The organism is Pseudomonas putida, assembly GCA_041071465.1.
Classification (GTDB): Bacteria; Pseudomonadota; Gammaproteobacteria; order Pseudomonadales; family Pseudomonadaceae; genus Aquipseudomonas; species Aquipseudomonas putida_P.
The window spans coordinates 5,216,986-5,231,626 of the sequence record CP163498.1 but is presented as its reverse complement, the minus strand read 5'-3'; the positions used below and the strand labels follow the sequence as shown (position 1 = coordinate 5,231,626).

Genomic DNA, 14,641 nt, shown 5'->3' with positions numbered 1-14,641 from the left:
ATCTAGGCTTCCCGCCCGCTTTTTCCTGGGTTGCGGCCCTGGAAAAAGCGGCCCGCATATTGCTCTTTCTGCTCCCAACTACAATCCGGAGCCCCGTGCAATGAGCTCACCCAGTGAATTCCCCCTAAGCGAAGCCCCGCAGTCCGCCCGCAAGGGCCTGCTACCGATCGCGATGGTCCTGTTCAGCTTCACCTTTTTTACCGGCACGATGTTCGCTGGCGGCAAGCTGGGCATGGCCTTCGGCTTTGTCGACATGTTGTGGGTGGCAACCCTTGGCAACAGCCTGTTGGCCTTGTATGCCGCAGCGCTGGCGTTCATCGCCTCGCGCAGCGGGCTTAACACGGTGTTGATGGGGCGCTTCTGTTTCGGTGAGGCGGGCAGCCGGCTTTCGGATTTTCTGTTGGGTTTCGCTGAACTGGGCTGGTATGCCTGGGGCACGGCCACGGTAGCCATCGTGCTGGTCAAGCTGCTGGGGTTGGCAGAGGGCTTCAGCGTACCGCTGATGGTGCTGTTCGGACTGGGCTTCAGTGTCACTGCCATCATCGGCTTCAAGGGGCTGGACGTGCTGTCGCGGGTGTCAGTGCCATTGATGTTCGTGCTGCTGTTGGTGTCCATGTACATCGCCACCCGCGATGCCGGTGGCTTTGCCGGCCTGGCCGCCGTGATACCACACGAAACCATGACCTTTTCAGCGGCGGTGACCATGGTCTTCGGCACCTTCGCCAGCGGTGCCACCCAGGCCACCAACTGGACGCGGCTGTCACGCAGCGGCCGGGTAGCGGTGATCGCCAGCGTGGTGGCATTCCTGCTTGGCAACGGCCTGATGGTGGTGGCCGGTGCCTGGTGCGCGATGGTTTACCAGCAGGCCGATATCGTCGAGGTAATGATGCTGCAGGGCCTGTCGTTCGCGGCGGTGGTGATGCTGTGCTTGAACCTGTGGACCATCCAGGGGCCGACTATCTATAACGTGTCGGCCGCCGCCTGCCACCTGCTACGCAGTGAGCGTCGGCGCACGGCAACACTGATGGCAGCCGGGGTTGGCATCGTGCTGGCGATTGGCGGCATGTATGAAATGCTGATCCCGTTCCTGGTACTGCTGGGCTCGATCATTCCGCCGGTGGGCGGGGTCATCATGGCCGACTTCTGGTATCGCCACCGTGGCAAGTACCCGGCACTGAGCACGGTAAGCCTGCCACGCTACAACCTGACAGGCCTGTTTGCCTATGCCGTAGGTGCGGTACTGGCCTACGCCTCGCCATGGGTCGCTCCGCTGGTGGGTATCGGCGCCTCGGCGCTGTGCTATATCGTCATCCATGAGCTGGGTGCACGCCGCCGTGCGCCTGGCCAGGCGGGCGTCGAGCCGTGAGCCTGGCGCTGGACGAGATCCTGCATTTACCCGGCCTGCACGAAATGAGCGTGCGGGCCGGAGCGCGCAACCTGCAACGGCGAGTGCGCTGGCCTTACGTGGCGGAAAACGAGGGCATCGCCGAATGGGTGATGGGCGGTGAACTGGTGTTCGTCACGGGCATCAACCATCCGCGCGGCGAGGCCAACTTGCTGAGCCTGGTAGAGGACGGCGAGGCCGTGGGCATTGCCGGCATGGTGATTCTCACTGGCGGCAGCTTCATCCAGAGCATCCCGGCGTCCGTTATCGCATATGCAGAGCAACTGGGCTTGCCGCTGATCGAGCAGCCCTACGCGCTGAAGATGGTGGTGGTCACCCACCTGATCGGCACGGCACTGGTGCAGATGAGCCAGGTGCGTCGCTCGCGCAACGACATCCTTGGCCAACTGCTCACAGGCGACTACCCGAGCCTGGCGATTGCAAGGCAGCGAGCAGCGCACCTGCAACTGGCGCTGGACCACCCACGGCGCCTGCTGGCTTTGCGCCTGGCGGGCGTAGATAGCTTGTTCGAGCGCCACGGGCTGGCTCACGGTGAGCGTACCTGGCAGGCTACCCGTCAGGCCCTGGAGGACCAACTCGAAGCCTGGTGCCGTCAGCGGCCAGGCAGCGTAACGGCGCAGTTACCGGGCGACCTGTTCGTGGTGCTACTGGCCGACACGCCCGACCTGGCCGAGACGTTGGCGGTGCTGTACCGGCAACTGCAGGCCGCGACGGGTGAACTGAGCCTGTACATGGGCTTGTCGAGCCTCGCCGAAGAGTGTGCGCACTACCGCCAGGCCCTCAACGAGGCGCGCCAGGCGCTGGATGTGGCGCAGCACCTGCGCCCAGCCAACGGCTTTTGCAACTTCAGCGAACTGGGCGTACTGCGCCTGCTGCAAGGTATTGTCGACCGCTCGCTGATCGACGACTTCGTCAGCCGCACCCTCGGGCCGCTGATCGCCCCTGGGCGCAAGCAGGCCAATGCCCTGGTGCATACCCTCGACGCCTTGCTCATGGAAAACGGCAATGGGCTGAAGGCCGCACAGCGCTTGGGGTTGCACCGCAACACCATCAATCAGCGCATCCAGCGCATCGAACAACTGAGCGGGCAGTCTCTCGACGACCCGCTTTTTCGCATGAATGCTTCGGTCGCCATGCTGGTGTGGCGCATGAGCGAAGCCCACGGCAAGGAGTAACAGCATGAACATTATCAACGCACGCCTACGCGGCAAACCCGGCCTGTTCCGTATCGAACTGAACGGCGCGCGCATTGCCGCCATCGTGCCCCAAGCCGAGGTGGTGGCGCTCGCGGGTGTCGATGACCTGGACGCCGGGCAAAACCTGGTCGTGGCGCCCTTCGTGGAGCCGCACATCCACCTGGACGCCACACTGACTGCGGGTGAACCCAGGTGGAACATGAGCGGCACCTTGTTCGAAGGCATCGAATGCTGGGCTGAACGCAAGGAAACCACCACCCATGACGACATCAAGACGCGCGCGAAAAAGACCATCGGCATGCTGGTCGACCACGGTATCCAGCATGTGCGCACCCATGTCGATGTAACCGACCCGAAACTCACTGCGCTCAAGGCAATGGTCGAGGTGCGTGACGAAGTGCGCGAGCAGGTCGACCTGCAGATCGTCGCCTTCCCCCAGGAAGGGATCGAGTCGTACGCCAACGGACGGGCGCTGATGACCGAAGCGGTGGCCATCGGTGCCGATGTGGTCGGCGGTATTCCGCATTTCGAGAACACCCGCGACCAGGGTGTATCGTCGGTGAAGTTCCTGATGGACCTGGCCGAGCGCACCGGCTGCCTGGTGGACGTGCACTGCGACGAAACCGACGACCCGCAATCGCGTTTCCTCGAAGTGTTGGCCGAAGAAGCCCGGGTACGCGACATGGGGGCGCGGGTTACGGCCAGCCATACCGTGGCCATGGGCTCGTATGACAATGCCTACTGCTACAAGCTGTTCCGCCTGCTCAAGTTGTCTGGCATCAACTTCGTGTCGTGCCCGACCGAGAGCATTCACCTGCAGGGGCGCTTCGACAACTACCCGAAACGCCGTGGCGTCACCCGCGTGGCCGAGATCGACCGCGCCGGGATGAACGTGTGTTTTGGCCAGGACTCCATCGTCGACCCGTGGTACCCGCTGGGCAACGGCAACATTCTGCGCATTCTCGAAGCAGGGCTGCACATCTGCCACATGCTCGGCTATGAAGACCTGCAGCGCTGCCTGGACCTGATCACCGACAACAGCGCCCGCACGCTGAACCTGGGCGAACGCTATGGCATCGAAGTGGGGCGCCCCGCAAACCTGTTGCTGCTGTCGGCGCCGGATGATTACGAGATGGTGCGCAGCCAAGGGCATGCACTGGTGTCGGTGCGCAATGGCAAGGTGCTGATGCGCCGCACGCCTGCGCGGGTCGACCGCTCGTTCTGATACGCCACTACGCCCCTATGCAACGCCCCGCAGGCCCCGTGCCTGGCGGGGCGTTTTGCTTTTGAACATACGGTTATTCGCGATCGTTTTGCCAATTTTATGCCTGACATGCGATAAGCCGTGATTATTCAACCATAGTAATTGATTGCAGCTGCGCTTTGAAGTCGTCATAATTGGTACGTAATTACATATTACATAACACAGTACAGAATCGTAGGAGCAAGCATGGCGCGCGGCGGTATCAACAAGGTGGTAGTGCAGCAGGCGCGGCAGGCGCTGATTGCCCGGGGCGACAACCCCAGCATCGATGCCATACGTATCGAGCTGGGCAATACCGGCTCTAAAACCACCATTCACCGCTATCTGAAGGAGTTGAACGGCCAGCAGCCGGTGGCCTCCGAAGGCGGCGCTGCGCTGAGCGATGTGCTGAGCCGCCTGGTCGGGCAACTGGCAACCCAGCTGCAGGACGAGGCCGATTTGAAGATCGAACAGGCCGAGAGCACCTTCACCCAACAGCGGGAAACGCTTGAGGCGCAGCTGGAAATCGCCCAGCAGGCGCTGAATGCAGCTCATCAGCAACACAAGATCGATGCAGCGGCCTTGGCCGCCGAGACAGAAAAACGGCTGTCCACGCAAAGCACGTTGCAAGCGGAACAACTGCGCAGCGCCAGCCTTAACCAGTCGCTAGGTGAATTGCAGGTGCGCCTGACCGACAAGGACGAGCAGGTCAAGTCGCTGGAAGACAAGCACCGCCATGCCCGCGATGCTCTGGAGCACTACCGCAATGCCAGCCGTGAACAGCGCGAGCAGGAACAGCGCCGCCATGAAGCGCAGTTGCAGCAGATGCAGGTGGAAATACGCCAGCTACAGCAAGGCATGATCGTCAAGCAGGACGAGCTAACCCGTCTGCACCGCGATAACGAGCGGTTGCTGGGCGAGCACCGCCAGGCCGCCAGCGAGTGCCGGGCGCAGGGCGAGTTGCTGGAACAGCGTGAAGCGCAGATCCAGGGCTTGCGCACGATCCTGGCCCAGGCCCAGGGCGCCAGCGAGGAAATGCGTCGCCAACTGGAGGAGCAAGCGCAAAACCTGGAGCACAGGCACGATGTGTGCGCCGAGCAGGCTCGCCAGTTGCAGCGGCTCGAGGAGCGCGTGAAAGAACGGGACGAGGCGCTGGCCCAGTGCAGAGCGGCCTTGCCAGCCCCATAGGTTAATGGCCGACGCAGAGGCGCATTGCACAACGCCCTTCGAGACCGTGAGCGTGCTCGCTGGCCAGAATGCCCCGGAGTCGATCGTTCAGCAGCCTTTCATGCAGCCTCTCAAACCCAAAACGGGCATAAAACGGCGCATTCCAGGGCACATCGACAAAGGTGGTCAAGGTCAGCTCGCGCACACCGGCGCAGCGTGCGGCATCGACCACTTGCCGCAGCAAGCGGCGCCCGACACCTTGCCCTTGGCCCTCCCGGCACACTGATATTTCATGAAGGTGCAGCGCTTGGTCCGCAAGCCTGGCGCAGGCAAAACCGACAATGCGCCCAGCCGGATCCTCAGCGACCCAACTACCACCTTCCTCGACGAAAGCCCTGTGTGCAGCGCAGTCCATCACATCACCTTGCGCCAGCCAGGCCAGTGCCGGCCAGCCGACAAAAGCCTGGGCTGCCGATCGCTCGACGCCTGGCAGCCGTTGAATGTCGCGCTCAAGGGTAGGGCGGATAAGCATGAATCACTCCTGTCGTTCTAATCAGCCGCCAACACCTGCGGCTGTAATTGCCAGCGCACCGAGCTTACACCTTTCTCCAGGCTGACCCGGCTGACCAGCCGCTCCAGCTGCGCCGGCGCCTGCGTGGTGCCCAGCAGTTCGGCACGTACTTCCAGGCGTGCAGGGTTGTCCAGGTCTGCGCTCTGCAGTGACTGCAGCCGCAGTTGCGGGTCGCCCAGGCTATGCAGCATCAGGCTGCGCACCTGAATCTCGTCCTCGGCGCGGCAGACGATACGTACTTCGAAGTGCTGCTCCACCTCGCTGGCCGGCACCACGTCCTGACGGTCCAGGCGCTGGGCGATGTCGCGCAGCAGGATATTGGCGCACAGCACCACCAGGCTACCCAGCGCAGCCTCCAACAGCAGCCCAAGGCTGCACAGCACGCCGACTGCAGCCGTGCACCACAAGGTGGCTGCGGTGTTCAGGCCACGCACGTTGAAACCGTCGCGCATGATCACGCCGCCACCCAGAAAGCCGATGCCCGACACGACATAGGCGGCCACGCGCGACGCATCGGCAGGCGCCATGCCTGGCACTGCCTGGGTCATCAGCACGAACAGGCAGGCACCGGTACTGACCAGTGCATTGGTGCGCAGCCCGGTCAGGCGTTGGCGCAATTGCCGTTCGGCACCGATCAGCGCCCCCAGCAGCAGGGCAATGGCAACGCGCAGTAAAAATACTTTCCAATCCATAGCAAACCTCTTCCGCAGGCAAACGCCCGCATGAACGCCATCAGTTGGCGCGGTTGAAAAACCAGAAAAATGCGCAGGACCACGAGGAGGGAAGGAGGTGCGGGGTTACAAGAAACCACCGTCTTGCCAGAGCGGCCAGACAGTGCAGGACACTGCCGGGCTAGCGCGCCACGTGGGCCTGTCGCAAGCGACTGGGGCTACTGTCCAAGGCAGGTCTCCTGTTGAGGAAGGCAAAATTGCGCCGCGGACCATACGCCGCGTGGCAGGGCAGGTCAAGGGCAAAAACATGACAATGGCTTCATCCGCGAATGGCCTGCAGCCGGTCACGCCCGCATGGAAAAATACCTGAGCAGCCGGTACCCTTGCGCCTCCCTTTGCCATCACCCGGACCGTTCCATGCTGTTCAATTTCGCCGTCCTGTTCGGCACCCTGGTGGCCATGGAGGGCGTTGGCACGCTGGCTCACAAGTACATCATGCATGGCTGGGGCTGGTGGCTGCATCGCTCGCACCATGAGCCACAACTGGGCATGCTCGAAACCAACGACCTCTACCTGGTGGCCCTGGGGCTGATTGCCACGGCGCTGGTGGCGCTCGGGAAAAGCGGTTTTGCACCGCTGCAGTGGGTAGGCGGCGGCGTGGCAGGGTACGGGGTGCTGTATGTGCTGGCCCACGACGGCTTCTTTCACCGGCATTGGCCGCACAAGCCACGGCCGGTCAACCGCTATCTGAAACGCTTGCACCGGGCGCATCGGTTGCACCATGCGGTGAAGGGGCGCACGGGGAGTGTGTCGTTCGGGTTCTTCTATGCGCCGCCCCTGAAGAGGTTGACGGCGCAGCTTCGACGCAAGCGCAGCCAGCCGTGATAAACCGACAGGGGTTCAATTCGCCGTTTCCCCTTTGGGTTGCGCCGCCACCTGCCCTCGGCTGACCCACCAGCCGAACCCAGCCGCAGTAAAGAACATGATCAGGCTGTACAACGCAGCCGGCACTGCCATGGTCGCGTTGTTCAGCAGCGACGGGCTCAATGCAAGGGCAATGGCCAAGGTCCCGTTATGGATGCCGATCTCCATGCCGATGGCAATCGCCTGGCGCTTGGGGATGTTCAGCAGCCGTGGCACCCAATAGCCCACCGTCAGGCTCAGCAGGTTGAACAGCAGCGCGGCCAGGCCTACCACCGGTGCGTACTCGACCACGGTCTGCCAGTCCTTGGCCAATGCCAAGACGATGGTGAAGGCCAGGAACAGCGCCGCTACCAGTTTCATCGGCTTTTCCATGCGCGCAGCGAATGCCGGGGCGAAATGGCGAATCAGCATGCCCAGCGCCACCGGCAGCAAGACAATGGCAAACACCTGCATGACCTTGGCGAACTGCAATGGGATAGCCTGGTCCGAAGCCATGAACCAGCTCAGCGACAGGTTCACCAGCAACGGCATGGTCAGGATCGCAATCAGCGAGTTGACCGCCGTCAGGGTAATATTCAACGCCACGTCACCATGAGCCAGGTGGCTGAACAGGTTGGCCGTGGTGCCGCCTGGCGAGGCGGCCAGCAGCATCAGCCCCACTGCCAAGGCAGACTCCAGACCAAAGCCGTTGGCGATCAGGAAGCACACCAGCGGCAGCAGCAGGATCTGACAGGCCAGGCCTACCACCACCGGCTTGGGGTACTTCACCACGCGAGCGAAATCAGCCAGGGTGAGCGACAACCCCAGGCCGAGCATGATGATGCCCAGGGCAAGCGGCAGAAAGGCTGTGAGCAAGGGCGAGGCGGTCATGGGCGGTCTCTCGGGCGAAGGATCTCGAGCAGTGTAGGCCGGCCCTGATTGATAGCTAATCGCAAAGGGCCAGCACTTGGTAACCGTTTGTTACCAAGCGCAGCGCGTGGCGAGGCTGCATGCCGCATTGCAGCGGGCCTGTGGGCGCAGTAGCATGCCGCTTTTAACCGAGGATTAGCCTGTCATGCCGTTCCAGCAAGGTCTGCTTGCCACCCCGGTGCCGGCCCACGCCCGCCACCTGTTCTTCACCCTGCAGTCGCCCGAGGCGTTGCCTGCCGCCCTGGATGCCTTGCTGCCACAGGTCGATGGTGAACAGCTTCTGCTCGGTATTGGCGCCCCGCTGGTCAAGGCCATGGGCCGTGATGTGCCAGGCTTGCGCGCCTTCCCGCTGCTGGATGCCGCCGTGGAGAACCCCAGCACCCAACACGCCCGTGGCTGTGGTTGCGTGGCAACGAACGTGGCGACCTGCTGTTGCGCGCCCAGGCGCTCGAGCAGGCGCTGGCACCGGCATTGCGCCTGGCCGACAGCGTTGATGGTTTCCTGCACCGTGGCGGCCACGACCTGACCGGTTACGAAGACGGCACCGAAAATCCGGTGGACGAAGCTGCCGTAAAAGCGGCCATTGCCGCCGATGGTTCCAGCTATGCCGCGTTCCAGCTGTGGAAGCACGACCTGGAGTATTTCAAGTCGCTGCCCCAAGCTGATCAGGACAACATCATCGGCCGCCGCCTGAGCGACAACGAGGAACTCGACGATGCACCCGAGTCCGCACACGTCAAACGTACGGCTCAGGAAAGTTTCGAACCCGAGGCGTTCATGGTCCGTCGCTCGGTGGCCTGGGCCGACCAGCGCGGTGCCGGCCTGGCCTTCGTCGCCCTGGGCCAAAGCTTCGATGCGTTCGAAGTACAGCTGCGACGCATGAGCGGCCTGGAAGACGGCATTATCGACGGTCTCTACCGCTTCAGCCGGCCACTCACAGGCGGCTACTACTGGTGCCCGCCGATGGCTGAGACGGGTGTCGACCTGAGCCAACTGCTGCGGGCCTGATCACTAAACATCCAGATACAGAAACACCCGCTGGCGTGGGTTAGAGCGGCTAGCCTTGAAAGTTTCCGATTCATGACGGGAGCTTTTTCATGTACGCACGTCGTGATGTCCTACGCACAGGTGCCACGTTGGGCTTGCTGACCGTCGTCAGCCCCTGGCTGCATGCTGCCACCCCGGTGGGCTTGCTGGCTCGCAAAGTGCCGTCCACCGGTGAAGCCTTACCGGTGATCGGCGCGGGCACTTCCGGCAGCTTCGAGGTGGAGGCTGGCTCGGCTCAGTACCAGCAGCTCAAAGCGGTGCTCAAGGCGTTTTTCGACGGTGGCGGGCGGGTGATCGATACCTCGCCCAACTATGGCGGCGCCGACAGCATTCTTGGCCAATTGCTGGAGGAGGGCGGCTGGCACCGGCAATGCTTCATCGCTACCAAGATCGCCGCCGACAACCGGGCTGACGCCGAAAGGCAGTGGGCCGGCAGCCTCAGAAGCCTGCGCACCGACAAGGTCGACTTGCTGCAGATCCACAACCTGCGCGACTGGCAGACCCAACTGCCCTATGCCCGTGAGCTGAAGCAGCAAGGCAAAACGCGTTACGTCGGCATCACCCATTACCTGAACAGTGGCCAGGACGAAGTCGCGCGAATAGTGCGTAGCGAGCCGCTGGACTTTATCCAGATCAACTATTCGGTCAACGCCCCCGACGCCGCCCGTGAGCTGCTGCCGCTGTGCCAGGACAAGGGCGTTGCCGTATTGATCAACCGTGCCTTCGACGATGGCCGCCTGTTCGCCCGGGTCAAGGACCAGGCCTTGCCGGGCTGGGCCGCTGAAGCGGGCATCGGCAGCTGGGCGCAGTTGTTTTTGAAGTTCGCCATCAGCCACCCGGCAGTGACCACGGTCATCCCCGCCACCGGCCGGCCCGACCGCCAGCTTGACCAGCTCAAGGCTGGGCATGACCCCATGCTCACTCACGCGCAGCAACAGGCGCTGATCAAGCAGTTCGCCTGACACCATGGAGGCGTGGCGGCGGCGTCTGGACCAAGGGCTGAACATCCAGCCCGGCGAAGGGCCGGCGGTCATCGCCGGCTTGCTGTTGTTCTACCTGTTGTTCACCGGTTACTTCATGCTGCGCCCGGTGCGCGAAACCATGGGGGTTGCCGGTGGCGTGGACAACCTGCAATGGCTGTTCACCGGCACCTTCATCGCTACCCTGGCGTGCCTGCCGCTATTCGGTTGGTTGGCCTCCAAGGTGCAACGCAGGCATATCCTGCCCTGGGCCTACGGTTTCTTCGCCAGCAACCTGCTACTGTTCGCGGCACTGTTTGCCGGCAATCCAGACGACCTGTGGACTGCCCGAGCCTTCTACATTTGGCTATCAGTGTTCAACTTGCTGACGATCTCGCTGGCCTGGAGCGTGCTCGCCGACTTGTTTTCAACCGCGCAAGGCAAGCGCTTGTTCGGCCTGCTGGCGGCCGGGGCAAGCCTGGGTGGGCTTAGCGGCCCCCTGTTCGGCGCCTTGTTGGTCGCACCGCTGGGCCATGCCGGTTTGTTGGTGCTGGCCGCGGCATTTCTGATAGGCAGTATCGTCGCGGCCTTGTTCCTGCAACGCTGGCGGGCGCGCCAACCGCTGCCGGCGCAAACAGAACGTCTGGCCTCGCGCCCATTAGGCGGCAACCCGTTTGCCGGCGCCACCGCCGTGCTCCGTTCGCCGTACCTGTTGGGTATCGCGTTATTCGTGGTGCTGCTGGCCAGCGTCAGCACCTTTCTGTACTTCGAACAGGCGCGCATCGTCAGTGAAACCTTTACCGACCGCACCCGGCAAACCCAGGTTTTCGGCCTGATCGACACCGTTGTGCAGGCGCTGGCCATCCTCACCCAGGTGTTCATTACCGGGCGCCTGGCTCGTCGGCTAGGCGTTGGGGTCTTGCTGGTGGCAGTGCCGGTGGTGATGGCAGCAGGCTTTCTGTGGTTGGCACTGGCGCCGGTGTTCGCCGTGTTCGTTGTAGTGATGGTGGTGCGCCGTGCCGGCGAGTATGCGCTGGTGCGGCCAGGTCGCGAGATGCTGTTCACCGTGCTGCCCGCCGAGGACAAGTACAAGGCCAAGAACTTCATCGACACCGTGGTCTATCGTGGCGGCGATGCCCTGAGCGGCTGGGTCAAGCGTGCGCTGGACGTCATCGGCGAGCACCCGCAACTGGCGATGTTGATCGGCGCGCTGATTGCCCTGGGCTGGGCAGCGACAGGTGGCTGGCTGGGTCGCCACCAGGCTCGTATGGATAGCCCGCCGCGCGACTGACAGGCGCGCCAAATATGGCGTTGCCGCTTATTTAACGCCACCGGTCCGAACCCTTCGCAATAAAACGAATCCCGCGATATCGCCGAACTCCGAACCTGTGTACGGCAGCTTGCCGTGCATTCCGAAGTCACATGAGGTTTGAGCACCATGGCCACTAAAGACAACAGCCGTACCGGCAATCAACAAGGCAGCCAGGGCGGTAACAAGAACCCAGGTAATTTCGCCAATGACCGAGAAAAGGCTTCTGAAGCCGGACGCAAGGGCGGCCAGTCTTCGGGCAGCAACATGCCGCACGATCGCGAGTCGGGTCGCAAGGGCGGCCGCTCGTAATTGACCGACGCAGTGCCGGGGCGACCTGGCACTGCAATCAGCGAAAAGGGCGGCACTCAGCACCGCCAGGCTTGCAATTAGCCGGGGTTGGCCGACAATGGCCGCGCCCCTTGCAGCCACGCGGAAACACCTGCTCAATGATGCTGATCAAGCAATTCCCCGACATTTCCCTGAATGACACGCTGTTCGTTTTCGCCCTCGAGGCCGAGGCTGGCGATGTGTTCAACGAGGTGAACACCGTGTTCACTGGCATTGGCAAGGTCAATGCGGCTATTGCGCTCACCAAAGCGATCGCAACGCGCAAGCCCAAGCTTATCGTCAACCTTGGCTCAGCTGGCAGCCAGCGCCATGGCAAGGGCCAGGTGGTGTGCTGTAACCGCTTCGTGCAACGCGACATGGACGTGACCCCACTGGGCTTTGCCCGCTACGAAACACCCTTGTCGGATATCCCGGTAGTACTGGAGCATGGGGCAGTGATCCCCGGCCTGGCCCTGGAAGCCTGTGGCAGCGGTGACAGCTTCGAAATCAACCACGGCGATGCACCTTACGACGTGGTCGATATGGAAGCCTATGTGCTGGCGTTGATCGCGCGTGACGAAGGCATTCCGTTTGTTTGTCTGAAGTATGTTTCCGACGATGCCGGCAGCGATGCGGCGGGGGATTGGTCGGTGCAGGTGCACCTCGCGGCCGAGGCGTTCAAGCGGGTCCTGTTCAGCCAGGCTTGACTGCTGGTCGGTGCCCGCGCCCGCCGAGAAACCATTGACGCCCGCCGCAGTCACTTCTGGTATCGGCAGGCAATCTTCGGAGCACTTCATGGCTCGGGCAATCTGGAAAGGCGCCATCAGTTTTGGCCTCGTGCACATCCCCGTGGCACTCCATACCGCCGTGCGTACCGAGCGGGTGGATTTCGACTGGCTCGACAAGCGCAGCATGGAGCCTGTGGGCTATAAGCGGGTGAACAAGGTGACCGGCAAGGAAATCGACAAGGACAACATCGTCAAGGGCGTGGAATTCGAGAAGGGCCGCTACGTGGTAATCAGCGAGGAAGAGATCCGCAAGGCTCGGCCCGAAGCGACCCAGACCATCGATATCTTTTCCTTCGTCGAAGCTGGCGAGATCCCACTGCAGCATTTCGATACGCCGTACTACCTAACCCCGGACCGCCGTGGTGGCAAGGTGTATGCCTTGCTGCGCGAGACGCTTCAGAAGACCGGCAAGGTGGCACTGGCCACCGTGGTACTGCATACCCGCCAGCATCTGGCGCTGCTGCGCCCCCTGGACGACGCGCTGGTGATGATTACCCTGCGCTGGCCCGAAGAAGTACGCGGGCTGGAGACGCTGGAACTGGACAGCAGCGTGACGGACAACAAGGTGGAAAAGCGCGAGCTGGACATGGCCAAGCGTCTGGTGGAGGACATGAGCGAGCCTTGGAAGCCCGAGGCGTATCACGATGCCTTCCGCCAGACCATCATGGACCTGGTGGAAGAGAAGGCCAGCAAGGGCAAGATCGAGTCTGTGGTGAACGGCGACGCTGCGAGTGCTGAAAAGGGTGCGGACATCCTCGACCTTACCGAACTGCTCAAGCGCAGCCTGGCAGGCAAGAAGCCGGCGAAGAAAGCGCGCAAGGCGTCATGAGGTTTTAACCGGAGGGCTGTCGGGGGCGCTTTGCGAGGCCTGTGCCTGCAACCTCGCCAGATAATCACCAAACCCTTCGCGGGCGCGGCTGTCAAGCCGGCTGCTGGTGGCCACGCTGTGCCTGGCGGTCCAGACGATCTGTGCGCCGCAGGCCTGAAGGTCACTGACCAGTTGCACATCTTCATGCGCCGCCAACGGTTTGAAGCCGCCCACCCGCGCGTAGGCATCGGAACATACCCCCAGATTCGCGCCGTGCACATGCCGGTGGCCTTCGCGCGCTTCATAACGGCTCTGGTACACCTTGCGCAGGGCGGCTGTGTGCCAGGGTTGCCAGTAGTCGATGTGCACCGTGCCGCACACCACATCGGCGCTGCAGGCCAGCTGCGACATCAGCCAGTGTGCCGGTACCCGGCTATCTGCATCGGTGCAGGCCAACCACTGCGCGCCGCGTTCGAGCATGTGCGCCGCACCCACCCGGCGCGCCATGCCGACATTCCCGGCATCCACCATCAAGGCCTGGACACCGAAACGCCTTGCCACCGCGGCGCTTGCGTCACTGCAGCGGTCGAGTACCACCAGCACCTCCACGCGGTACCCCGCCTGCTGCGCCTGCTGGGCAGCGACCAGCACCGCCCGCAGGCAGCGTCCCAGCCGGCGCGCTTCGTTATGCGCAGGGATGACCACGGCAATCATGGGCAGGTCTCGTCGAGGTCGACCACGCTGGGCTGGCAGGACCAGTATTCCAGCACGAAGTCCGCCTCTTCATGCTGGAACTGCTGATACAGCGGCAGGTGCCGGGCGAGCATGCGGTGCACTTCACGGCCATCCTGCGGGCAACCGACGATGGGATGCTTCCAGTGGCACGCCAGCAGCCCACCGTCGTAGGTCAGGCTGGCCGCTGATTGCTCGATCACATGCAGCCAGTCGGTGGAGTCGAGGTAGTAGCCCACTTCGCTGAGCACGATCAGGTCAAAGCGCCCGCTCGGCCAGTGCGTAGGTAACCGGGCCAGTTCCACCGAGGCATTGGGTACCTGTGCAAGCCGCACGCGGGCCAGGTTCACAGCGGTCGGGTCCAGGTCCTGGCAGAGCAGGTCGGCGCAGCGTTCGGCCAGCAGCGCACTGAGCTCGCCATTGGCACAGGCTGGCTCGAACACTCGCTGATAGCACTGCCGAGGCAGGCTGGCCATGACCAACTCGCGCTTGCGTTTCTCGTACCAGCGAGTGCGGAAGGCCCAAGGGTCTTCGTTGGTGGCGTAAAGCTCGGCGAAATACTGCGAATCGAGGCTCATGAAG

At 62.9% G+C, this 14,641-nt stretch carries 15 protein-coding genes and 1 pseudogene; 11 read left to right on the top strand and 5 right to left on the bottom strand.

What is annotated here, in order from left to right; all coding sequences use genetic code 11:
• Nucleotides 1–100 precede the first annotated feature (100 nt).
• The 4 genes from codB to AB5975_24100 all read left to right on the top strand — a co-directional run bounded on the left by codB (nucleotide 101) and on the right by AB5975_24100 (nucleotide 5,032).
• Entirely contained in the window at nucleotides 101–1,366 is a 1,266-nt protein-coding gene (gene codB, locus AB5975_24115) for a cytosine permease (GenBank protein ID XDR19566.1), read from the top strand.
• The gene (locus AB5975_24110; GenBank protein ID XDR19565.1) at nucleotides 1,363–2,580 is read left to right on the top strand and encodes a PucR family transcriptional regulator; all 1,218 of its coding nucleotides are present in this window, start codon (nucleotides 1,363–1,365) and stop codon (nucleotides 2,578–2,580) included. Before codB ends, AB5975_24110 begins: the two co-directional genes overlap by 4 nt.
• Nucleotides 2,581–2,584: 4 nt before the next feature.
• Entirely contained in the window at nucleotides 2,585–3,826 is a 1,242-nt protein-coding gene (codA, locus tag AB5975_24105; protein XDR19564.1) for a cytosine deaminase, read from the top strand.
• 225 nt (nucleotides 3,827–4,051) lie between these two features.
• Nucleotides 4,052–5,032 carry a DNA-binding protein gene (locus tag AB5975_24100; protein XDR19563.1) on the top strand — a complete coding sequence of 327 codons (981 nt, stop codon included), beginning with the start codon at nucleotides 4,052–4,054 and terminating at the stop codon, nucleotides 5,030–5,032.
• A gap of 1 nt (nucleotide 5,033) precedes the next feature.
• Here AB5975_24100 and AB5975_24095 read toward each other — a convergent pair whose 3' ends face one another.
• Complete coding sequence (locus AB5975_24095; protein XDR19562.1) at nucleotides 5,034–5,543, bottom strand: GNAT family N-acetyltransferase; 510 nt, start codon at nucleotides 5,541–5,543, stop codon at nucleotides 5,034–5,036.
• Nucleotides 5,544–5,560: 17 nt separating this feature from the next.
• Nucleotides 5,561–6,274 carry an MgtC/SapB family protein gene (locus tag AB5975_24090; protein XDR19561.1) on the bottom strand — a complete coding sequence of 238 codons (714 nt, stop codon included), beginning with the start codon at nucleotides 6,272–6,274 and terminating at the stop codon, nucleotides 5,561–5,563.
• Nucleotides 6,275–6,670: 396 nt separating this feature from the next.
• Here AB5975_24090 and AB5975_24085 point away from each other — a divergent pair, with 396 nt between their 5' ends.
• Nucleotides 6,671–7,138 carry a sterol desaturase family protein gene (locus AB5975_24085; GenBank protein XDR19560.1) on the top strand — a complete coding sequence of 156 codons (468 nt, stop codon included), beginning with the start codon at nucleotides 6,671–6,673 and terminating at the stop codon, nucleotides 7,136–7,138.
• Nucleotides 7,139–7,153: 15 nt separating this feature from the next.
• Here the strand turns inward: AB5975_24085 and AB5975_24080 are convergent, their stop codons facing one another.
• On the bottom strand, nucleotides 7,154–8,047 hold the full coding sequence (locus tag AB5975_24080; protein XDR19559.1) for a bile acid:sodium symporter family protein: 894 nt from the start codon (nucleotides 8,045–8,047) through the stop codon (nucleotides 7,154–7,156).
• A gap of 184 nt (nucleotides 8,048–8,231) precedes the next feature.
• On the opposite strand from AB5975_24080, the pseudogene AB5975_24075 reads away from it, so the two are divergent.
• The 6 genes and pseudogenes from AB5975_24075 to AB5975_24050 all read left to right on the top strand — a co-directional run bounded on the left by AB5975_24075 (nucleotide 8,232) and on the right by AB5975_24050 (nucleotide 13,348).
• Nucleotides 8,232–9,094: pseudogene (locus tag AB5975_24075) on the top strand (Dyp-type peroxidase).
• Nucleotides 9,095–9,183: 89 nt separating this feature from the next.
• Entirely contained in the window at nucleotides 9,184–10,095 is a 912-nt protein-coding gene (locus AB5975_24070; protein XDR19558.1) for an aldo/keto reductase, read from the top strand.
• A 4-nt stretch (nucleotides 10,096–10,099) separates the two neighbouring features.
• Nucleotides 10,100–11,383: an NTP/NDP exchange transporter gene (locus AB5975_24065; GenBank protein XDR19557.1), complete on the top strand. Its 1,284-nt coding sequence runs from the start codon at nucleotides 10,100–10,102 to the stop codon at nucleotides 11,381–11,383.
• Nucleotides 11,384–11,530: 147 nt separating this feature from the next.
• Nucleotides 11,531–11,713: a general stress protein gene (locus tag AB5975_24060; GenBank protein XDR19556.1), complete on the top strand. Its 183-nt coding sequence runs from the start codon at nucleotides 11,531–11,533 to the stop codon at nucleotides 11,711–11,713.
• A 137-nt stretch (nucleotides 11,714–11,850) separates the two neighbouring features.
• Complete coding sequence (locus AB5975_24055) at nucleotides 11,851–12,438, top strand: nucleosidase (protein ID XDR19555.1); 588 nt, start codon at nucleotides 11,851–11,853, stop codon at nucleotides 12,436–12,438.
• Between the two features lie 88 nt (nucleotides 12,439–12,526).
• Nucleotides 12,527–13,348, top strand: coding sequence for a Ku protein (locus AB5975_24050; GenBank protein XDR19554.1), 822 nt, complete (start codon nucleotides 12,527–12,529; stop codon nucleotides 13,346–13,348).
• On the opposite strand, the gene AB5975_24045 is transcribed toward AB5975_24050, so the two are convergent.
• Both AB5975_24045 and AB5975_24040 read right to left on the bottom strand, forming a co-directional pair.
• Entirely contained in the window at nucleotides 13,343–14,041 is a 699-nt protein-coding gene (locus AB5975_24045) for a glycosyltransferase family 2 protein (GenBank protein ID XDR19553.1), read from the bottom strand. The two genes, AB5975_24050 and AB5975_24045, sit on opposite strands and share 6 nt — an antisense overlap.
• Nucleotides 14,038–14,637, bottom strand: a complete 600-nt coding sequence (locus tag AB5975_24040) for a class I SAM-dependent methyltransferase (GenBank protein ID XDR19552.1) — start codon at nucleotides 14,635–14,637, stop codon at nucleotides 14,038–14,040. Before AB5975_24040 ends, AB5975_24045 begins: the two co-directional genes overlap by 4 nt.
• Between the last annotated feature and the right edge of the window lie 4 nt (nucleotides 14,638–14,641).